General features: G+C 43.5%; 15 protein-coding genes. 1 reads left to right on the top strand and 14 read right to left on the bottom strand.

Annotated features, from left to right (window positions below):
- Nucleotides 1-3 precede the first annotated feature (3 nt).
- The 7 genes from NFS34_RS09830 to NFS34_RS09800 all read right to left on the bottom strand — a co-directional run bounded on the left by NFS34_RS09830 (nucleotide 4) and on the right by NFS34_RS09800 (nucleotide 9,929).
- Nucleotides 4-1,659 carry an AMP-binding protein gene (locus NFS34_RS09830; protein WP_251359867.1) on the bottom strand — a complete coding sequence of 552 codons (1,656 nt, stop codon included), beginning with the start codon at nucleotides 1,657-1,659 and terminating at the stop codon, nucleotides 4-6.
- A gap of 24 nt (nucleotides 1,660-1,683) precedes the next feature.
- The gene (locus tag NFS34_RS09825; protein ID WP_251359866.1) at nucleotides 1,684-2,532 is read right to left on the bottom strand and encodes an alpha/beta fold hydrolase; all 849 of its coding nucleotides are present in this window, start codon (nucleotides 2,530-2,532) and stop codon (nucleotides 1,684-1,686) included.
- 389 nt (nucleotides 2,533-2,921) lie between these two features.
- Nucleotides 2,922-4,355, bottom strand: a complete 1,434-nt coding sequence (locus NFS34_RS09820) for a transglutaminase family protein (protein ID WP_251359865.1) — start codon at nucleotides 4,353-4,355, stop codon at nucleotides 2,922-2,924.
- Complete coding sequence (gene nhaC / locus NFS34_RS09815) at nucleotides 4,342-5,796, bottom strand: Na+/H+ antiporter NhaC (protein ID WP_251359864.1); 1,455 nt, start codon at nucleotides 5,794-5,796, stop codon at nucleotides 4,342-4,344. The genes NFS34_RS09820 and nhaC overlap by 14 nt, the downstream gene beginning before the upstream one ends.
- A gap of 10 nt (nucleotides 5,797-5,806) precedes the next feature.
- Entirely contained in the window at nucleotides 5,807-7,120 is a 1,314-nt protein-coding gene (locus tag NFS34_RS09810; RefSeq protein ID WP_251359863.1) for an amidohydrolase family protein, read from the bottom strand.
- Complete coding sequence (locus NFS34_RS09805; protein WP_251359862.1) at nucleotides 7,117-8,520, bottom strand: amidohydrolase; 1,404 nt, start codon at nucleotides 8,518-8,520, stop codon at nucleotides 7,117-7,119. The genes NFS34_RS09810 and NFS34_RS09805 overlap by 4 nt, the downstream gene beginning before the upstream one ends.
- 11 nt (nucleotides 8,521-8,531) lie before the next feature.
- Nucleotides 8,532-9,929, bottom strand: a complete 1,398-nt coding sequence (locus NFS34_RS09800; RefSeq protein WP_251359861.1) for a sodium-dependent transporter — start codon at nucleotides 9,927-9,929, stop codon at nucleotides 8,532-8,534.
- 186 nt (nucleotides 9,930-10,115) lie between these two features.
- Between NFS34_RS09800 and NFS34_RS09795 the strand changes: the two genes are divergently transcribed.
- Nucleotides 10,116-11,201 (top strand): hypothetical protein, encoded by a 1,086-nt coding sequence (locus NFS34_RS09795; protein ID WP_251359860.1) that lies wholly within the window; start codon nucleotides 10,116-10,118, stop codon nucleotides 11,199-11,201.
- 19 nt (nucleotides 11,202-11,220) lie between these two features.
- Here NFS34_RS09795 and NFS34_RS09790 read toward each other — a convergent pair whose 3' ends face one another.
- The 7 genes from NFS34_RS09790 to odhB form a co-directional block, all read right to left on the bottom strand.
- Nucleotides 11,221-12,936 (bottom strand): acyl-CoA dehydrogenase family protein, encoded by a 1,716-nt coding sequence (locus NFS34_RS09790; protein ID WP_251359859.1) that lies wholly within the window; start codon nucleotides 12,934-12,936, stop codon nucleotides 11,221-11,223.
- Between the two features lie 98 nt (nucleotides 12,937-13,034).
- Nucleotides 13,035-14,720 (bottom strand): sodium:alanine symporter family protein, encoded by a 1,686-nt coding sequence (locus NFS34_RS09785; RefSeq protein ID WP_251359858.1) that lies wholly within the window; start codon nucleotides 14,718-14,720, stop codon nucleotides 13,035-13,037.
- Nucleotides 14,721-14,789: 69 nt separating this feature from the next.
- The gene (gene dinB, locus NFS34_RS09780) at nucleotides 14,790-15,890 is read right to left on the bottom strand and encodes a DNA polymerase IV (protein ID WP_251359857.1); all 1,101 of its coding nucleotides are present in this window, start codon (nucleotides 15,888-15,890) and stop codon (nucleotides 14,790-14,792) included.
- A gap of 57 nt (nucleotides 15,891-15,947) precedes the next feature.
- On the bottom strand, nucleotides 15,948-18,707 hold the full coding sequence (locus NFS34_RS09775) for a pitrilysin family protein (RefSeq protein ID WP_251359856.1): 2,760 nt from the start codon (nucleotides 18,705-18,707) through the stop codon (nucleotides 15,948-15,950).
- Between the two features lie 197 nt (nucleotides 18,708-18,904).
- Nucleotides 18,905-19,777 (bottom strand): succinate--CoA ligase subunit alpha, encoded by an 873-nt coding sequence (gene sucD / locus NFS34_RS09770; RefSeq protein WP_251359855.1) that lies wholly within the window; start codon nucleotides 19,775-19,777, stop codon nucleotides 18,905-18,907.
- A 12-nt stretch (nucleotides 19,778-19,789) separates the two neighbouring features.
- Nucleotides 19,790-20,956 carry an ADP-forming succinate--CoA ligase subunit beta gene (sucC, locus tag NFS34_RS09765; RefSeq protein ID WP_251359854.1) on the bottom strand — a complete coding sequence of 389 codons (1,167 nt, stop codon included), beginning with the start codon at nucleotides 20,954-20,956 and terminating at the stop codon, nucleotides 19,790-19,792.
- 246 nt (nucleotides 20,957-21,202) lie between these two features.
- Entirely contained in the window at nucleotides 21,203-22,411 is a 1,209-nt protein-coding gene (gene odhB, locus NFS34_RS09760) for a 2-oxoglutarate dehydrogenase complex dihydrolipoyllysine-residue succinyltransferase (protein WP_251359853.1), read from the bottom strand.
- Between the last annotated feature and the right edge of the window lie 3 nt (nucleotides 22,412-22,414).

The raw sequence follows: 22,414 nt of genomic DNA, 5'->3' as shown, positions 1-22,414 counted from the left end.
TCCTTACTTTCTTAGCTCTTTCCGCAATATTTTTCCTACATTTGACTTAGGTAATTCATCATAAAATTCCACGACTTTGGGGATCTTATAACCGGTTAAATGGTCACGGCAGTGGGCAATCAGTTCTTCTTCATCCAAGTTAGGATCTTTTTTCACCACACAAATCTTAACCACCTCACCTTTTACTTCGTCGGGTTCACCAATGGCTGCAACCTCGAGCACCCCAGGATGCAAAGCAATCACATCTTCAATTTCATTGGGGTAGACGTTAAAACCCGACACTAAAATCATGTCTTTTTTACGATCAACGATTCTTAGGTAGCCTTCTTGATCGATGGTTGCCATATCGCCAGTGGCTAACCAGCCATCTTTATCCAAAACCTTTGCGGTCTCTTCAGGTCGATTGAGGTAGCCTTCCATGACCTGAGGTCCTTTAATCCAAAGTTCGCCAGCTTCGTTAAACCCAAGTGATTGCAAATTATCATCACGTATCTCAACATCCGTATTCGGAACTGGCAAACCAATAGTTCCACTATACTTGCCTGCATTTAATGGATTCATGCTGACAACAGGAGATGTTTCTGTCAATCCATAACCTTCTAAAATTGGAACACCTGTCACCTTTTGCCATAAATCAGACACCGACTGCTGTACCGCCATGCCACCGCCGATCGCCAATCGCAGTTGGCTGAAATCCAATGCTTTAAAGTCAGCAGTATTGGCTAAACCATTAAACAAAGTGTTAACGCCAGTGATGATGGTAAAAGGATACTGTTTTAAGGTTTTACAAAAGTCCTTCATGTCACGAGGATTAGTGATCAGGATGCTATGACCGCCCGCCTTTGAAAATAACAGACAATTCACGGTGAGCGAAAAAATATGGTACAGCGGCAATGCGGTAATAATGGTTTCTTGGCCTAACTTTAAAAATGGTCGCATCCAAGCATCGGTTTGCAGCAAATTGGCCACCATGTTTTTGTGACTTAAAATAGCGCCTTTCGATACCCCAGTGGTGCCGCCGGTATATTGTAAAAATGCGATGTCATCTTGGGTTACGGTAACAGGTTTAAAGGTTAGCGTGGCACCCTTTTTTAAGGCATCAACAAAAGAAATGCCAGAAACCTTATGGCTTGGCACCATTTTTTTGAGGTGCTTAACCACAAAGTTGACGATAAAACGCTTGGGTTGGGGGCAAGCATCACCAACCTTGGTTAATATGACATGCTTCAAATTAACTTCATCGATCACTTCATCCAAAGTATTCGCAAAATTTTCTAAAATTAAAATTGCGTCAGCGCCGCTATCAGTCAGTTGGTGTTTTAACTCTCGCGGAGTGTACAGCGGATTCACATTAACGATAACGATGCCTAATTTTAAAGCTCCGTATAGCGCAATCGGATATTGCAACAAGTTCGGCATCATCAACGCTAGCTTGTCACCCTTTTGCATGCCCAATTCTTGTTGCAAGTAAGCGGCGAACTGTTCTGATTTTTGATCCAGTTCTTTATAGCTCAAAGTTATCCCTAAATTGGATACGGCAGGATTATCTGGATACTGCTCAGTGCTCTCTTGCAAAATGTCACCAAGGTTTTGGTATTGAGATAAATCGATTGATTGCTCTACTTGAGAAGGATAATTTTTGAACCAAACGGCTTCCATTGAGGTACCTACTGTTATTAATTTTTAGTCTAAAAACTGCTGGATTAAATGAGCGGTTTCTTCAGGGTATTGCATATGAAAATGATGGCCGCCTTCAACTTCTATCAATTCGTGATCAGCTATATTAGCTAAGCGTCGCTGATAAGGAAATTGACGTATTAACCCAGATTTCGCCATCAGCAGCAAAACTTTCGCTTTCACTTGTTGTAATATAGCGTCATGTTGTTCTTCTGTCATGCGCAACCAAGAAGCTTGTTTTAAGCGGGCATCGCTAGACCACTGAAACCCTTTCAAAGTGCGCATTACACCTCTTTCAATCAGCGGGTAGAGGGTTTGCCAATCAAGCTCGCTCACTTGCTCACGCGCTTTGGCGGCAGACTCGAGATCCGGGAAATAGCGTTTATTCCCACGCACTTTTCGACGATCTTCAATCGCTTCGCTTAATTGCTTGACCGTATCTTGTGCTGGCGTTGTTAGCGCGCCGAGAGAGTCTATCAGCGCCAATTTACTAAAGCGATCGCTAACCACCCCAGCGTATAATAGCGCCAAAGCGCCACCCATCGAATGTCCTATTACTTGGCACTGCTCAATATTTAAAGTATTGAGCACCGCGTCAATGGTCGATAAACCGGAAACAAATTGGTAATCTGCATCTACAGAAAGGTGTTCTGATTGGCCATGCCCGGGGACTTCAAAAGCAATTAAACGGTATTTATGTTTCAGATAAGGCGCTAGATAGTGAAAGCTGGCGGCGTTATCGAGCCAACCGTGCATGCACAAAACCGCTGGAAGGTCAGGATCGCCCCACTCGATAACGGAGATTTTTTTTTGTTTAACTTGGAGTTGGTATTCTCTATCGAAGGTAAATTGCATAACAATGCCACCAAAAATTCTTATCGGATTATAGTGCTAAGCTACTGAAAGATAAACTGATTATGCCAGATAATTCCTTGGAAGGTTTTATCACGCATAAAAAATGGGTCACTTATGTGACCCAGCTGAGGAATAATAACTCAAAAGAGAAGTGACAATGACAACCAAGAAAGCAGAAAAGCATGCTATTGCATATAGAGAGGGGAAACTTCTCCGCTTCCTTCAATTATTATGAGTGTAAATTCAACAAAAAGTTCCCGCTTTTTCATATTTTGCTTTAATTTAGCTGATTAAATTCAAAGCAATGATTTTAAGCCAATAAAATCAATAGTTTAAATAATTAAGTTAAAGTGGAAATTGATCTTGGTTTATGCTGATTAGCGTGGCTCTTACGGTATATAATCAACTTTTTCGAGACGAAAACTCAGTTGTGATGCTTTTGATAAGATTTTAGGACTCTTTTCAGAGCCAATGGCAAGCGGTATATGGGTCGCAGTTAATTCAAAAAGGTTCCAGGTCGGATCGATACCGTGCCATTTACCGTCAAAATAAGCCTCAACCCAGACATGACCGCCAAAACGCTGCTTGTCGTCGCCAAGATAGATAAGGCCGCTCACTTCACGCGCAGGAATACCTACCGAATTGAGCATTTCTGTCAGTAGCAAGGCGTGCTCGGTGCAATCTCCGATTCGATTAACCAGAATATCGTCAAGATTAAAGCTCGCTGGTAGAACTTTGTAGGTTAAATAGTTATGCACAAATTCTAGCAACCTTTTGGTTTTAGCTTGCCCACCCTTGAGTGTTTCAACCTTTGCACGAGCGATACTTGCAATTTTTCGATGACTAGTTGCTTGCAACACTGCTTGTGGCGCTGGATACTGTTGTCCTGCGTCATTAACCAATCGGCTATTGTCAATAGTTAGCGCTGGGTGCCCTTGTAAGATTTTAATATCAGCGCCGTTTAAGGAAAGCTCCAGCGACTTGACTTTTCGCGGATCGCCAAGCGGTTTATCGATCAGTATCCCTGAGCCTAAATACAAATCACGCTGCATTTCAGGGTTTAGACTCACTTTGCCTTCGCTTGCTACAAAACTAATGCCGTTGGCCCTTTGCCTCTTAATCATAACGCCATCGGCACTAAAAAATTGAAAATCGGCTTCAGACTGATAAGCATCATTTGCTTGGTTAGAGTTTTGTAATTGATGGATCAGTTGAAAATACGGCTGGTTGTTACTTTTTACTTGCTGCACTTGATATCGAGAATAATGCAAGCCAAAATCATCCGAGTTAAGTTCTTTAACGATCAATAAATCATTTTCCAGAGGAGCTTGTTCGATAAATTGTCTGACACGGAAATAATCATTTAAGCTATATTTAACGGCTTTTAATTTTTTTTGCTCGCTTCGAGTATTGCGCTTGATATCGACCAGCAGTTGCTTATGATTTTGAAAGTTTTTCTCAATTAGCAACTGCGGTTCGTTGGAATAAATCTGACCAGATACTAGATTATAGGGCGCTTTCTTAGCAAAGTTCAATCGACGCTTAAATTGAAACTTGAGTCTTTGTCCTTGCACCCTGCCCTCGATCAAATCTTCTTCGATAATGCTAATGTGCTTATCACCCTTAAGCAATTCGATGCTAGCCCAACCCACTGCCTGCTTTTGCCAGTTGATTTGATACCACTGCTTAAACGGCTGTACTGACTCGGGCTGCCATAGCGAGCTAGTTTCTTGTTTTGAATGGTGCTGCCAATAAAAAAGCGCCGCTAATCCTGTAACTATTAGCAGCGCCGTTAGCACCCAAATAAGTTTAGGCTTTTGCATCGTCCATTTTAGTGATTTTGAAGTTGAATAGACCGTATAGGAAAGAGATAAACGGATTAATCAAGTTAAAAAAGCAGTAAATCCAATAAGCACCAGTGGCTACGCCTAAAGTTCCGGCCATATAAGCACCACAAGTATTCCACGGAATAAGCGGCGATGTAATAGTTCCTGCATCCTCTAAGGTTCGGGATAGATTACGAGCATCAAGGCCGCGTCGCTTAAACTCAGCGCGATACATCCGCCCTGGCAGCACAATAGCGATATATTGATCCGAAGCGATAAGGTTCATGCCAATACAGGTGAGCAATACCGAAGCCACTAAAGAACCGGTTGATTTAGCCATACCGATAATTGAATGGACTAACTTTTGCAGTAAGCCAGTTTTTTCCATTGCAGCACCAAAGGTCATGGCGCAGATAATAAGCCAAATAGTATTGAGCATGCTTGACATGCCGCCACGACTGAGCAATTTATCAAAGTCTTCTGAACCAGTTTCAATGGTAAAACCTGAAAAAAGCGAACTCCAAACTCCAGCAAAGTAAGTCATCGCAGTAGAAAGTTTGTCGTTATCAACAAAGTTTTTGATCAACTCGCCTTGCAGTATTACCGCGAAAACCCCACCCAATAAAGCGCCAATCAAAATCGTGGCCACCGCCGGAACTTTTTTAAAAGCCATCACAAACACCGCCAACAAAGGCACTAGCGACCAAAGACTGATAGTGAAGTTTTCATCCAAAAGCTTTAGCGCTTCTTCTAGGCCAACGGCTGCTTCTGAGGGTTGTTGGCGTAAACCAATCACGGTAAAAATTACCATCGCAATAATTAACGAAGGTAACGTCGTCCAAATCATATGCCGAATGTGTACGAATAAATCCGTGCCGGTAACCGCCGGAGCCAAATTGGTGGTATCCGATAGCGGCGACATTTTATCGCCAAAGTAAGCGCCGGAAATAATAGCACCCGCGGTAATGGCGGAGCTCAAACCCAAACTTTCTGCAATCACAATTAAACTAACGCCGATAGTTCCTGCGGTGGTCCAAGAGCTACCAATACTAATCGAAACGATTGCACAAATTACTGTCGAAGCTACATAAAAATATTCTGGCGATAGAATTTGCAGACCATAATAGATCATGGTAGGTACGGTTCCGGCTAAAATCCAAGCGCCAATCAAAGCACCAACCATTAATAGAATTAACATAGCGCCTAGCGCTAGACTGATCCCATCAACAACGCCTTTCTCAAGCTCTTTCCAAGTTTGACCGTTAACCAAACCAACGATAATGGCAATGGCCGCCGCTATAATTAAAGCAATTTGGTTTGCACCATAGGAAGAATCGGCTCCGTATAGTCGAACCGATAAAAACAACAGCCCAATCAAAGTTAAGATCGGCAGTAAGGCTTGCGCGATACTCGGCTGACGACTTTGTGAATCGACCATAGATTAATCCTTATTTTCTGTAAGCAGTATTTTTTTCGGTTGAAATATCTTGGTAGCGCTCGCGCAAGCGACTAGCTTTGGTGGTTTTATCGACTAGTTTACCGGCCAGAATCACTTCTTCTGCACTGGTCGTTACTTCTAATGGGTCGCCGTCCCAGATGACCAATTCAGCCGTATAACCAGGCATGATCTTGCCATAAGACTCAGCGCCACCAAAAATCCGCGCCGGGGTCACGGTAAAGGCTTTTAACGCCACATCGTAAGGCAAACCGTAACTTACCGCGGTGCCCGCTGAATGACGAACCGTATGCGCGTTATGAGTGTTTTGGAAACCTTGACCAAGGAAAATCAAGTCCACGCCTGCTTTATGCAGCAAAGCGGCCTGATCAATGCGTTGTCCTAGTGATTCAAAGCTAGCCGGAATATTATTCATCGGGTCGAGCATCACGGGCACATTAGCGCGCGCAATGTCTCTGGCCACCATCCAAGCTTCGGCCGCGCCTTTTAAAATAATTCGAATACTGTTTTTCTTAGCAAAACGCAATAAAAGCATAATATCGCTGGCGCGATTGACATTAAAAACCACCGGCGTTTTACGCTCGATCACTGCTTGCATAGCTTTCAAATCATCAATCGAGTGATTCAATTCACGGTATTCGCCGGCTAAAATAGCTTGATAGTTATCGGCGTATTCGCGGCTTTCATCGAATAAAGTTTGCAGCTGCTTTAGAGCCGTTGCGCGCGAACCACCGGCTTGGTTAGAGGCTCTTTCACCGAAGCTACCAAAAATTGCCACACTCTTTGCAATTACCGGATGGTAATCTCCACTCAGACTCATGATCGCACCCTGACCAAACAGCAAATGACCATTGCCATAAGCTGGGCTGATAAGCGTTCGAGTCACGCCTTGAGCCCTATTGTGCGGAACTAAGGTAGAGTTCGGATTAAAGGCTTCTTCAAGACTAAAGCTAGCGCCCGTCAACTCGTCTGCAGTCACGGCATCCATGGTTTGATTCAAAGCATCAATTTCGACCAAGCCAATGCTGTTAGCTACCGCAAAAATTCCAGGCGTTACCTCTTTGCCTTGTGCATCAATAGTGTTATCCGCGCGTGAGTTAATGTTTTTTCCTAGGGACTTGATAAGGCCATCTTCGATTAATATGTCCGCATTGTTTAAAGTCCCTTGCGAGCTTAGAGTGTGCACCTTAGCATTCTTAATCAATAAAGTTTGCGCCGCCAGCGAGCTGGCTAACACTGGGCAGACGATTATCACCAAACTTATCAGGATTTTCTTAGAGAGTACTTTCATAGAGAGCATTTTCATAGTCGGTTCTCCTGAGGTTTTAAGACGCCTAAATCGAAATCACTGCTGGGTTGAACCGTTTTATCATCGCGATCATATTTTAAAGCGCCATCAATAAAAACTTTTTCTGCTTTAGCGTAAACACTGAAAGGATTGCCGTCCCAAATGACCAGATCGGCCATTTTGCCGGCTTCTAAGGATCCCGTGTGTTCCTCAACGCCTAAAGATTTGGCGGCATTAATGGTGATCCATTTGATTGCATCTTTTGGTTTAATATCGAGTCCCATTTTATTGCCGGATGTCATCGCCTTAGCGGCATCTTTGTTTAAGTGCTGAATACCAACGGCTGAGTCGGAATGAACCACTGCACAAGCCCCGGCTTTATCAACTAAGGCAACATTTTCAGCAACCGTATCGTAAGCTTCCTGTTTAAAGCCCCACCAATCAGACCACATCGCCGAACAAACTTCGTTTTCCGCTAATAGATCTGCAATTTTGTAGGACTCTATGGCGTGGTGGAAGGTCGAAACCTTATAGCCAAACTCTTTAGCAATATCCAGCATTACCGCCATTTCATCGGCTCGATAGCAGTGGTTATGGACTAAAATTTCGCCATTCAAAACCCCCATCAAGGTCTCCATTTGTAAATCGCGCTTTGGCTTTTTACCGGGTTTGCCGTTTTCAACAGACTTATTGTAGGCATCCCACTGTTTTTTATAGTCTTGCGCCTTAATCCAAGAAGCTCGATAGCCAGCCACATTGCCCATTCGAGTCGCAGGTGCGCGCCCTTTTGAGCCGTAAACCCGTTTAGGATTTTCCCCGCAAGCCATCTTCATGCCGTGTGGCGCATTAGGGAATTTCATATCCATCACAGTGCGCCCGAGCACATTTTTCAAGGTCACACCGCGACCGCCAACCAAATTGGCCGAACCGGGCAAAATTTGCATAGAAGTGACGCCGCCGGCTAGCGCTAAGCTAAACTGCGGATCTTGTGGCCAGACCGAATGTTCCGCCCAAACTTCGGCAGTAACGGGCGCGGTCATTTCATTGCCATCGGCACTGGTTTGCACGCCTGGGGCTGGATAAACCCCCAAATGCGAGTGGACATCAATAATTCCTGGAGTAACCCACTTACCATCGGCATCTATCACCAATAAATCATCATCACCGGGCTCGGATAAATCTTCGCCAACCTCAACAATTTTGCCGTCTTTAAAATACACAGAGCCATTATCAATCTGCTCGCCAGTGGCGGTTAATACGGTGGCATTTTTAATAAAAACAGGTGCGTACTCTTGTGCTTGATAGCGACTGGCAAAAGGCTTGTCTTTATCATGTTGCTCTTCTTTTTGCTCAGAGCAGGAAACAATAACAGCGCTAATAAGCGCTGCTAAGGTTAAAGGTTTTAATTTAGTTATCATGCTTTCCCCAATTAGAAAATTTGAACGCCAAAGAATCGGTCTAAAATCGTGGTAATGGCGATGGCGCCTAATATCACTGGACAAATGAAGCTGACCGCAAAGTTAATGTATTTGGTCACTAACGGAATAGCGTTTTCACGACCAATTGCGATTTCTTCGTTAAGATTATTGGTTTTCCAAACGTAAGCTACGAAAATCGAAATCAAAGCGCCACCAATCGGTAAAAAGGTATCACTCGCGATTAACTCAACAAAGTCCATAAAGCCCTTGGTTTGCCACTCGCCCTCTTTATGGATCTCCATAAAGGAAGTTAGGCTTTCAACATAACCGTTACCAAGCAATGATGGAATGCCAATAACAAAGATAAACAAAGCCATGCCCCATACGGCGTAGGGACGCTTAATTTTTTTCTCATCCACTAAATAGGCTACCGGCACTTCCAACAATGAAACGGTAGAAGTTAGCGCGGCAAAGGATAATAACAAAAAGAACACCGAGCCGATCACTACGCCTAGAGTTGGCCCCAAACTCTCAAACACGCCGGGTAAGGTCATAAAAATCAAACCAGGGCCACCTGCAACCCCTTCCATGCTGCCATTACTTAAATAAGCTACGAATGGGAAAATCATCAAACCCGCTAGGAAAGCAATGGAAACGTCAGTTAGGGTAATTAAAGCAGCGGAGCGAACGATATTTTGTTGCTTAGAAACGTAAGAGCCGTAGGTAATTAAGGCCCCCATACCCAAGGATAAGGAGAAGAAAGCTTGGCCAAGCGCAGAATAAACTACTTCGCCATTAATCTCAGAAAAATCCGGAACTAAATAAAACTTAATCCCTTCCATCGCGCCATCAAGCGTTAAGGAATAAGCAATCAAGCCGATAATCATAATAAACAAGGTTGGCATCAAGATTTTAGAGGCTTTTTCGATACCGCCAGCAATACCTTTAGACACAATAAAGGCAGTAACCGTCATGAATATAATGCCGTAAGCGCCAACTTTAAAAATCTGTTGGATATACTCTGGAAACTGCTCGCCTATGCCGAAATTGCCCTGGACAATTTCAACAAAATAGCCAAATGCCCAGCCGGCAACCACGTTATAAAAAGATAAAATTAAAACACCGGCAATAATCCCTAAAAGGCCAATAATGGACCAGTTGCCATGGCCGAGTTTTTTAAAGGCACCAACTGGATTCAGCTGAGTTTTACGACCAATCGCAATTTCCGAAACCATGACGGGAAAGCACAGCATAAAGCAGAAGGTTAGATATAAAACCACGAAAGCCGCGCCGCCGCCTTGGCCGACCTCAAACGGAAACTTCCAAATATTGCCTAAGCCAACGGCCGAACCCGCCGCTGCCAGAATAAAACCGATCCGCGTATTAAATTGTCCACGAGACGTTGCCATATTACTTCTCTTTATCGTTAATTTGTATGATTACCCCAATCGCTAATATCACCATATATTCACAAACTGCTCAAGGTTTTAGCCGGTTTTTCATACTTTTTTCAGGGGTTTTGTTTAAAACTAGCAGTTTTTCGTTAGTATGGGCACTATCTAGCCTTTCTAGCTTGCTATAAAACTGGAAAACCAATGAGAAAAAACCTATTAATATTCGCTATTTACGTCGTGAGTTTGGTACTGCTCAGTTGCAGTTATAAACAAAAAGACTTATCCAACAGCCTTAAGTTAGCATCACCGATTAGTAATAATGCAGTCGCAGTTGCTTACAGGACGGATCAAAAAGGCAATAGAGAAGCTTGGCTCTATTCTTTTAATGGTCTTATGCAGGGCAAAAGCTGGCGCGATGTGAGCTCCAATGCATTTGCTGTCAATCCACTAACAGCAGAGTCAAAGGAGCTTCCACCAGTACCAGGAAGCTCTGGCCGGCTTGCCTCAATAGCTGCAACCGTTAGCAATCAAATCTATATTTTTGGTGGCTATACGGTCGCGCAAGATCACACCGAAGTCTCAACCCCGCAAGTCTATCGTTTTGCTCCTCGAGCAGAAACTTATCAATTAGTCACGCAAATGCCAACGCCCGTGGATGATTCTGTCGCCCTAGTTTATCAAAATCGTTATATCTACTTAGTAAGCGGCTGGCATAACAATGGTAATGTTAGTTTGGTTCAGGTTTTAGATACTAAAGATATGAGCTGGCACCAAGCAACGCCCTACCCTGGAGCGCCCGTCTTCGGTCACGCGGCGGGAATGGTTGGCAATCAAATGGTGATTGCCGATGGAGTTAAAGTGCTAAAAGTCATTAATGGAAAACGTCATTATGGGATCAACCCTGAAAGCTATCTCGGGGTTATTGATGAAAATAATTTTCGTAAAATCCGCTGGCAGAAATTGCCTGAACATCCTGGAGCCGCTCGTTATAGAATGGCCGCTGCTGGGATTAACACTTTAAATCAGGTGGTTTTTGTAGGCGGTAGCGATAATCCCTATAATTTTAATGGCATTGGTTACAATGGAGTGCCAAGCCAACCAAATGATTTGATGTTTGCTTATGACTTGAGCAATTCAACTTGGCAAGAGCTTGGCAGACACACTCCGGCGACTATGGATCATCGTGGTTTGCTTAAAGTTGAAGGTGAGTTTTATATTCTCGGCGGCATGCTAAAGGATCAGCAAACCACCGATCTGGTATTGAAAATCGAGCTAGAGGGATATTAAGCGTTTGTCAATAAATCCTTTATCCGAGCTCATTCTCTATGCTCGCTTTTAAGCCTAACGTTTTTGGCAATAAGCGTTTAAAGAAAAATGTTGCTAAGTTGGTTTTGCTTTCAGCGAAACTAGATTCCTGCCCCGAAAGGATTAGCGGCTGCGACATTTTTAGCCATAGATAACCGTAAATCACCAATGCGCTGTAATGCAAATAGTCGCAAGCAATAAGTTGTTGTGTATCCGCATCGGCTTTTTCGATAATTAATTTCGATAAGGCTGCAAATTCAACCAGTTTGTCTTCAACTAAGGTCTTCTGTTCGGATTTATCGAAACTATCAAGATCCTTACCAATTATTTCCAGCAATGAATTAACATAAGAGCCTTGGTTAGCCACTAACTTACGGCCAATTAAATCTAGCGCTTGGATGCCATTAGTGCCTTCGTAAATTTGGGCAATTCGAGCATCGCGAACGTGTTGTTCCATGCCCCACTCTTTAACATAGCCATGCCCGCCAAAACATTGCTGCCCAATAGTGCAAACCTCATAACCCATATCCGTAAAGAAGGCTTTGGCAATTGGCGTTAACAAGGCTGCCATTTCGTTAGCTTCTGCAACTTTTACGGGATCCTGGCTATGATGGGCTATATCTAAATATGAGCCGAGCCAAACACCTAAGGCACGCCCTGCTTGATTAAAGGCTTGCATTTGATTGAGCATTCTTTGCACGTCGCCATGCTTAATAATTGGTGCAGTACCGTCTAGGTCTTTTACTCGTCCTTGCAGGCGATCGTGGGCATAAGCATTTGCCTGCTGATAAGCCATTTCGCCAAGCCCGATACCTTGGATCCCAATGGAAAGTCGCTCAAGATTCATCATGGTAAACATACAACTTAAACCCTGATGCTCGCCACCAATCAAATAGCCTTCGGCGTCATCAAAGTTCATTACACAAGTAGAAGAAGCTTTAATCCCCATTTTATGCTCGATAGAACCGCACATCACTCCATTTCTGTTGCCAAGAGCGCCATCTGAATCAAGCTTAAATTTTGGCACTAAAAACAAGCTAATACCCTTAGGGCCTGCTGGAGCGTCTGGTAAGCGGGCTAATACTAAATGAATAATATTCTCCGCCATATCATGCTCACCACCAGTAATAAAAATTTTCGAGCCTGAAATTTTGTAGCTACCATCTGCTTGCGGCTGCGCTTTAGTCTTTAGTAAGCCTAAATCTGATCCTGCGTGAGCTTCGGTTAAACACATAGAGCCTGACCATTCGCCGGAAATCATTTTGGGTAAATAGGTTTGTTTAAGCTCCTCGTCGGCGTGCGCTTGCAGCAAATGATAAGCGCCAGCGGTTAAGCTACCGTATAAACAAAAAGAAGTATTGGTTGAATAGAAAGACTCTTCCACCAGGACGTGAAGCGCCTTTGGCAAGCCTTGGCCGCCATAATTTGGACTAGCGGTTAACGACTGCCAGCCGCCTTGCACAAAGGCCTGATAGGCTTCTTTAAACCCTTGTGGAGTAGTCACCAAGCCATTATCAAACTGACAAGCCTCTTCATCACCGGATTGATTAATTGGTTGTAAGACTCCAGCAGCAAACTTACCCGCCTCTTCTAATATAGCGCTATACAGATCCTCATCAAACTCAGCAAAATCCTCAATATCTTCAAATTTTTGCTTAAGGCTAAACACCTCTTTTAGTAAGAACATCATGTCTTGATGGGGGATCTGATAACTCATGGTTTTCTCTTGATTAAAACGTCTGTATGAAACTTAAGTATAAAAAAAGCCTGGTCAGACCACAAGTCTAAACAGGCTTTTTTATAACTAAACTAGGGTTAGCCTGATTGATTAGCTCTAAAGTTAGTCCAGTAATCTTTGACCGTATTTTTCATGTCTTTATGCAGCAATAAGATACCTATCAAGTTTGGGATGGTCATTAGCGCCACCGTAACCAGCGCCAGATCCCAAACAATTGAAGCATCAACAATCGCGCCAGTGAAGAAAAGTCCTACATAAACCACACGGTATGGCATCACTGCTGCAGGCCCCCACAAGTAAGTTGCCGCACGGTCACCGTAATAAGACCAAGCTACCGCCGTAGTAAAAGCAAATAATAGTAAACCAATGGTAACGATATACTTTCCGTAATCGCCAAAGTAACCTTTGGTAAAGGCAACTTGCGTTAGCTTAACCGAGTGGATCAAAGACTTACCTTCAACGCTTAGATTGTTGTTGACCAATCTGCCGTTTTCAATATTGATAATGCCGGTGATGGGATTACCGTCTTTATCTAAATAAGTTACATCCTCTGCTACCGAGCGTGCATTAATCAACGTGAAGCCATTGGATATAGCCTTGCCATCATTAACTGAAATACTGCCGGTGTAGTTACCAATTACATCCTCTTTAGCCGGATTGCGATCCAAATGTTTAAACAGCTTTTGCACATCGGTATCATTTTTATCGCTATAGTCACCTACTAAAAATTGCATATCAGCGCGATCAAATTCGTTGTGATGTTTTTCAGCCCAAACACCCGAAGATAGTAATACTAAACCGGTGATGGTACAGATAATAATGGTATCAATGAACGGCTCTAATAAAGATACCATACCTTCTGACGCTGGTTCTTTACCTTTGGCGGCGGCGTGCGCAATCGGAGCGGAGCCTTGCCCTGCTTCGTTCGAGAAAAGACCTCGGTTAACGCCTCGGTTAAAGGCATAAGCAATACTCGCGCCCATAAAACCGCCAACCGCTGCTGAGCCGCTAAAGACTGAGCTAAAAATAGCGCTAAAAGAAGGAAGGATATTTTCGTAGTTATAGATAATAACCGCTAAAGCACCGACTAAATAAACCGCAGCCATTAAAGGCACAACCTTCTCAGCCAATTTAGCGATACGCTTAATACCACCAATAATTACTAGTGCCAAAATAACCGCTAACACTGCGCCAGTGATCCAGGTGTCGATCCCGAAACTATCTTCAACTCCCGAAGCGATGTTGTTGATTTGCGGCATATTGCCTGAACCGATGGAGCTGACAATGGTGGCTAAGGCAAAAAATACTGCCATCCATTTCATGTTCAGTTTCTTTTCCATGAAATACATGGGGCCACCAGCCATTGTGCCATCGGCGGTTTTTTCACGGTATTTATGGGATAAAGTTACTTCCACAAACTTGGTAGTCATCCCAAAAAAAGCGGTAACCCACATCCAGAATAAAGCTGCAGGACCACCCAAATAAACCGCTAAAGCAACACCGCCAATATTACCGGTACCGACGGTGCCCGATAACGCTGTGGTTAAAGCTGCAAAGTGTGACGTATCGCCTGGTGCATCTTTCTTGGTGTATTTGCCGCGAACAATGCGCGAGGCTTGACCGAAATAACGAATTTGCGGAAAGCCTAAATACAGCGTGAAAAATATACCGGTGCCTAATAAAAGCCAAGGAAAATAGCCCGCCGATCCTAAAAAAGAATCTATGGTAAGAATAAAGCTATGAATGGAATCAACAAAGTCCAAAACAAACCCCAATTATTTTAGTTAGAAAATTCAACTAACCTTACCATTATGACTAGATCTTGACTAGGGCTAATCTAAATCTAACTCAAGATCCTGATATTCTAGGGGTAATTGTACAAAATTAGTGGATTCTGAGACCTGAAAACGAACTCCTAAACCGAGCAAACGAACCGCTTTTTCGCGCCGGTAAAAGCCCTCTTCCATTAGCTCATAAAACAAATCATCGTTTATTCCAAAGCTGGTTCGCTCTACGGTAGTGGCCGTAAAGTCACTAAACTTTAATTTGGCATAAAGTTTGTTAATTGGTGATTCAACTTTGGATTTGGCGATACGTCGCTTTAACGTCTCCAGCAGTTTGGGAATCTCGTCTAAGCAATCTTCAAGGCTATACAAATCCTGTTCGTAGGTATTTTCAACACTCAAAGATTTGCGCGGATAAGATACGATAACTTCACGGTTATCGATCCCTTGAGCTAATTTATGTAAACGATCACCATAACTACCAAATTTTCGTGTCAAAGTAAGCAAATCATAATCACGAATATCTTGGCAATTATAGATGCCTAAATTGTTCAGTTTTTGAGTGGTTTTTTTGCCTACACCAGGGATTTTATTGACTTCCAGTTTTTTCACAAAGTCATCGACCTCATCAGGCGTAATCACAAACTGACCATTCGGCTTATTCCAGTCGGAAGCAATTTTGGCGAGAAATTTATTGGGCGCGATGCCCGCCGAAGCGGTTAAGGATAGTTCTTGATAAATCTTATGGCGAATGGCTTGCGCAATATAAGTAGCGCTACCTTGGTATTGTTGACAGTCGGTAACGTCTAAAAAGGCTTCATCCAACGATAAAGGCTCTATCAGCTTGGTGTACTGCGCAAAAATAGTACGAATAACTTTTGAGTCATGGCGGTATTTATCGAAATTTCCACCCACGATGATAAGGCTAGGACACAAACGCTTTGCGTAAGCTGACGGCATCGCCGAGTGAATACCGTAAGCGCGGGCTTCATAATTACAGGTCGCAATCACGCCTCTTCGTGACGGATGCCCGCCCACCGCCACTGGATGCCCTTTTAAACTAGGATCATCACGCACTTCAATGGCTGCGTAAAAGCAATCCATATCCACATGGATGATTTTTCGCTGTGGCGTTTCTGTTTTCATCATCAAATTATAACCATAAAAAAAGCCACCCAAAAGAGTGGCTTTATCAAGTGTCTTAAATTAGCTTTTAGCAGCTTCCATTTTATTTTTGTCGCCCGCTTTAATAATAGAAATATCTTCTAATCTAAAGTAGTTGCGAAAAGCCGCGTTAACTTCCTCAAGCGTTAGTTTTTGCAATTTTTCCTCGAAACCTTTATTCCATTGCATGCTCCGACCAAGATCGATATTACTGGTTAAAGCGCCGACTAAACGATTATCCTTAGCTCGGTTAATTCGATTACCTTGCAACACCCCTTTACGCGCATCGTCTAGTTCCTTTTGCGTAAAGCCTTCTTTAACCACACGCTCAAACTCTTCCTTAAAGCCTTGCTCAACTTTGGGCAAATTCTCTGGCGCACAAATCGCATAAGCACCAAAGGTTGCATTTTCATCATAAGAACTGGCATTAAGCCAAGAACCAGCACCATAACTTAAACCATCCTGCTGGCGTAGGCGCTTAGCCAAACGACTACCAAGTCCTGAGCCACCAAAGATTTCGTTGGCCATGGTAAGCGCGGGGTAATCTTTATGGTCGTCACGCATTTTAAAGTTCATCATAGCGCCAAATGCCGCACCCGCTTTATCCGGTGTATCAACAAATCGATTAATCGCATCAACGTCCTTAGTTTCACGCTTAATACGCTCGTAAGGAACTACCGATTGCCATTGACCTAATGTGCTATCAAGCTTGGATTTGACATCATCAACCGCGAAGTCGCCCACTAGAGCAATATCCGCATCTTGGGCGCCCATAAAATTCTTGTGGAACTGTTTGAGTTCACTGGTTTCTACCTCTTTAATCGCCGCTATTTCATCGTCAATATCCATGCTGTAATAAGGATGAGAATCATCATAAGGGCTTAAGTGACGCTGTAATTGACGGAATACCTGCGAGGTCGGCTGTTGTTTTTGCTGCTCTAAACTAACCACCATTTCTTGCTTTAAGATCTCTAACTCCTTTTGATCAAAGCGAGGATTCTTTAGCACTTCTTCAACCAAACCTAAAACCGCAGTAAGGTTTTCTTTAGTGGTTTGAATCGAAACGCCAGCACTGGTTGCACTACCGTAAGAACTCACATTGGCTTTTAATTTATCAAACTCAGCTTGAAGTTCTTCACGGCTATATTTTTCAGTACCACGATCCAACATGCCGCCAGCCAATTTTGGGATCACCTTTAAGCCGCGTAAATCTTCAAGATTACCTAAATCAAAGTTAACTCGAACCACTACAGATTCACCACGAGTTTTTTTAGGCAAATACACAACCTTAGCACCGTTGGCTAACTCGCTTTTGACTGTGCGCGCATCAATATTATCGTGCGACGGATCAAAGTCTTCGCCTTGGGCAACTTCTTCTCGCCCTTCATAACCTTCAAGCATCTTATCGATATCCGCTTGAGCAAAACGCTCAATAGAATCGGCACGATCCGGTTTTTGTTCGGGAATAAATAGACCTAAAGTTCGGTTATCATTAACAAAAATTTCGTTGGCCATGCGCTGAACGTCGGCAACCGTTACTTTCTCCAAACGATCACGATTTAAGAACAGCAAACGCCAATCACCCATACCAATCCATTCGGTTAAGCCAATGGTTACGCTTTGCGAGTTATTGAAACTAAGCTCGATTTGTTTCAATAGTTTAGTTTTTGCCCGCTCAACTTCTTCTTTGGTAATAGGCTTTGTAGCGGAGTTTTCTAAAGTATTTAAAAAAGCTTTTTCCGTTGGTGCTAAATCTTTATCCTTAGCCACTTGCGCCATAAATATGACCGCGCCGGGCTCTGCTAACTGAAAGGGAAAACCAAAAGTGCTGGCTGCTAACTTGTTCTTAACGATTTCATTGTGCAATCGGCCTGTTTCACTATCACCCATGATTTGGGTTAAAACCTGCACCGCCGCATAGTCCTCGTCAGCTCCAGCAGGGGTTTTGTACATGGCACCAACCATTTGCACATCACCAGTACGGCGAACGACCACTTTGCGCTCACCATCTTGAATAGGCTCTTCCGTATACAACTCAGGAATAACTCGCGTTGGCTTTTTTACATCGCCAAAATAATGCTCAATTTTTTTGATAAGTTCGGCTTCATCAACTTTACCAGCAACAATTAAGGTCGCATTGTCTGGTTGATAATGCTTTTTATAGAATGCTTGCAGATTGGTAATATCTACATTTTCCAGATCTGCGCGAGCACCGATAGTCGACTTGCCATAGTTATGCCAGTCAAAGCCGGTCGCTAGCAGACGTTGGAATAAGACCCGAAAAGGACTATTTTCACCGTTTTCCAACTCGTTGCGCACCACAGTCATTTCACTGTCCAAATCCTTTTTAGCGATAAAGGAATTGATCATGCGATCGGCTTCTAAGTCTAAAGCCCAATTCAAATTTTCTTCATTAGCCGCGACCGTCTCGTAGTAGTTGGTTCGGTCAAACCAGGTGGTGCCATTTGCTTCGGCACCGTGCTTAGTAAACTCTTCGTCAATATCCGTATGCTTAGGTGTACCTTTAAAAACCAAATGCTCGAGCAAATGCGCCATACCAGTTTCACCATAGTTCTCATGCTTAGAGCCAACATGATAAACAATGTTTACGGTAATGGTTTCTTGAGTTTTGTCTGGAAAAATAAGGACTTGCAACCCATTATCTAAACGATATTCGGTAATACCTTCGACTGAAGTGACCTTTTCAACGCCTTCTGGCAATTTGCCAAAAGTAGCAAAGCTAGTAGATGTCGCTACCGCAAAAGTGATGGCTAAAGCAGTTTTTTTGAAATTAAAAGTCATAAAATTCCCTGAGTTTGTTTTAGTTGTTAAAAAACAGACTAAAGTATCCATCAAAGGTTTGTATCTTTCTAGTAAGAAAATGTTAACAAATATATCAACAACTACAATCTTTACAGCGCCTCTATTATTCAGCCATCATAAAAAAAGCCGCAACTTGTGCGGCTTTTCTGTAGCTAACATTAGCAGATAACTTTGTTTTACCAGCCCGTAATTTCTTTTAGGCCTTTACCAATATCTGCTAGTGAGCGTACGGTTTTAACACCAGCGTCTTCAAGCGCTGCAAATTTTTCGGCTGCGGTGCCTTTACCACCTGCGATAATGGCGCCGGCGTGACCCATGCGCTTACCAGGAGGTGCTGTTACACCAGCGATATAAGATACAACAGGCTTAGTGACATTAGCTTTGATAAAAGCTGCCGCCTCTTCTTCTGCGGAACCGCCAATTTCACCAATCATAACGATAGCTTCAGTTGCCGGATCTTCTTGGAACATTTTTAAGATGTCGATAAAGTTTGAGCCAGGGATAGGATCGCCACCAATACCCACACACGTGGATTGACCAAAGCCAGCGTCAGTAGTTTGTTTCACCGCTTCATAGGTTAAAGTACCAGAGCGCGAAACAATACCGACTTTACCAGGCAAGTGGATATGGCCCGGCATAATACCGATCTTACACTCGCCCGGAGTGATAACGCCAGGACAGTTAGGGCCAATTAATTGGATCCCTAAGTTGTCACAAACAATTTTCGCTTCCAGCATATCCATAGTTGGAATGCCTTCGGTAATACAAACGACTAATTTAATACCCGCATTGGCCGCTTCTAAAATAGAATCTTTACAAAATGGTGCTGGCACATAAATAACTGATGCTTCAGCGCCAGTTTGCTCCACCGCTTCAGCTACTGTGTTAAACACAGGCAAACCTAAATGTTCTTGGCCACCTTTACCTGGCGTCACACCGCCAACCATATTAGTGCCATACTCGATCGCTTGCTCGGTATGGAAAGTACCTTGCGAGCCAGTGATACCTTGGCAAATTACTTTAGTGTCTTTGTTAATTAAAATACTCATCGATATGCCCTCTTACGCAGACTTAGCAGCCGCAACTACTTTTTCTGCTGCGTCAGTTAAGCTATTCGCAGCAATAATGTTTAGACCCGATTCCGCTAACACTTTAGCGCCCAATTCAGCGTTGTTACCTTCAAGGCGTACAACCACCGGATCTTCGATACCCACTTCTTTAACTGCGCCAATAATACCTTCCGCAATCAAATCACAACGCACGATACCACCAAAAATATTGACCAATACCGCCTTAACGTTTTCATCCGAAAGAATGATTTTAAAAGCTTCTGTTACACGCTCTTTGGTCGCGCCGCCGCCAACGTCTAAGAAGTTAGCCGGTTCGCCACCGTGCAACTTGATAATATCCATAGTACCCATGGCAAGGCCTGCGCCATTCACCATACAACCAATGTTGCCATCCAGCGCTACATAGTTAAGCTCAAACTTAGCTGCGTGTGACTCCCGCTCGTCTTCTTGCGACGGATCGTGCATCTCTAATAGTTTATGATGACGATACAAAGCATTTGAATCGATACCGATTTTGGCATCCAAGCAATGCAAGTCGCCATCTTCTTTAATCACTAACGGATTGATTTCCAAAAGTGCTAAATCTTTTTCCATGAACATTTTCGCTAGCTGCATGAAAATGTGGGTAAATTGCTTAATTTGCGCGCCTTTTAGGCCTAAGCGGAATGCCAAATCGCGTCCTTGATAAGGCTGGGCACCAACTAATGGATCGATAGTCGCTTTTAAGATTTTCTCTGGAGTTTCATGGGCAACGGTTTCAATTTCAACACCGCCTTCCGTTGAAGCCATGAAAACCACGCGGCGACTTGAACGATCAACTACGGCACCAAGATACAGCTCATCGGCGATATCGGTACAAGTTTCAACCAAAATTTTGCTGACTGGCTGACCATTGGCATCCGTTTGGTAGGTCACCAAGTTTTTACCCAACCACTTTTGGGCAAAAGCTTTAATTTCATTTTTATCGCCAGTAACTTTTACGCCACCTGCTTTACCACGGCCACCTGCGTGAACCTGGGCTTTAACCACCCACATATCGCCGCCAATACGACCTGCTGCTTCAAATGCTGCTTGAGGATTATCTACAGCATAACCTTCTGATACGGGCAAACCATACTCTTTGAAAAGCTGTTTACCTTGATACTCATGTAAATTCATCGGTATTTCCTACTATTTAAGAAAAAATTGTCTTGCTAAGTAATAGAACCTTAAAACAAATACTAAAAGCACAAAACCTTAAAAAACAAAGCCGAAAATAGTAATTTCGGCATTTAAAATATTTTAAAGCAGCGAGAGAAGATGTGGCTAGGCAAATTGCTTACGAGAAAGCAGAGTTTGCTTATTGCAAATGAGCATTTCGAGTAAGTGATTTAACAACGCCATATCAATCGCAGCAATTTAAAACTACAGATCTAATAAAAGACGCGCTGGATCTTCAATAAATTCTTTAATGGTTTTCAAGAAACCAACTGACTCACGGCCATCGATAATTCTGTGGTCATAAGAAAGCGCCACATTCATCATCGGACGAATAACGATTTCGCCATTCACTACAACCGGACGATCTTCCATACGGTTCATGCCCAAAATGGCTGATTGAGGCGGATTGATAATAGGTGTCGCCATCAAGGAACCGAACACGCCACCATTAGAAATGGTGAAAGTACCGCCAGTCATTTCTTCAACCGTCAATTTATTATCGCGAGCTTTAGCCCCATATTCACGGATCTTGGCTTCAATTTCTGCCAACGACATAGTGTCTGCATCGCGTAAAATTGGCACGACCAAACCCCGTGGCGAAGAAACCGCAACACCCACATCATAGTAGCCATGATACACAATATCATCGCCATCAATTGACGCATTAACATCAGGGAAACGTTTTAGGGCTTCTACTGTTGCCTTAACGAAGAAAGACATGAAACCTAAACGAGTACCATGAACTTTTTCAAACTGTTCTTTATAACGAGCACGCAACTCAACCACTTCCTTCATGTTGATATCATTAAAGGTGGTTAAAATTGCCGCGTTATGTTGGGCTTCTAACAAACGCTCCGCGATGCGCTTACGCAAGCGAGTCATAGGAACACGCTTTTCTTCACGCAAGCCTGCCGAGACTGGCGCTGAAGCGGTACTCGCCGCAGCTGCTTTTGCCGCTTGGCCGCCATTTTTAATAAAGTTCTCAACGTCTTCTTTGGACAAACGCTTACCGCTGGCTGGAATTTGCTTTGGATCTAGACCATGCTCAGCCACTAAACGGCGTACGGCAGGCGATAACACATCCAAATCCGCTGCTGGCGCGGCTTCTGCTACTGGAGCTGCTGCTTCAGCTTTTGGTGCCTCCTCTTTAGCTACAGGCGCTGCTGCCGGAGCGTCACCAGCAGTAAAGCTAGCGATCAACTCTTCCTGCAAAACCGTATCGCCTTCTTGCTTTAAGATTTCAGAAATAGCGCCATCTTCAGGCGCAACCACTTCCAAAACCACTTTATCGGTTTCGATATCGACTAAGTTTTGATCGCGTGAAACGGCTTCACCTGGCTGTACGTGCCAGGTAGCAATCGTTGCATCAGCAACCGATTCAGGTAATACAGGAACTTTGATTTCAATAGCCATGTC

Source organism: Kangiella sp. TOML190 (assembly GCF_023706045.1).
Lineage (GTDB): Bacteria > Pseudomonadota > Gammaproteobacteria > Enterobacterales > Kangiellaceae > Kangiella.
Note: the sequence above shows the minus strand (reverse complement) of the source record. Positions and strands in the feature narration are given on the sequence as shown.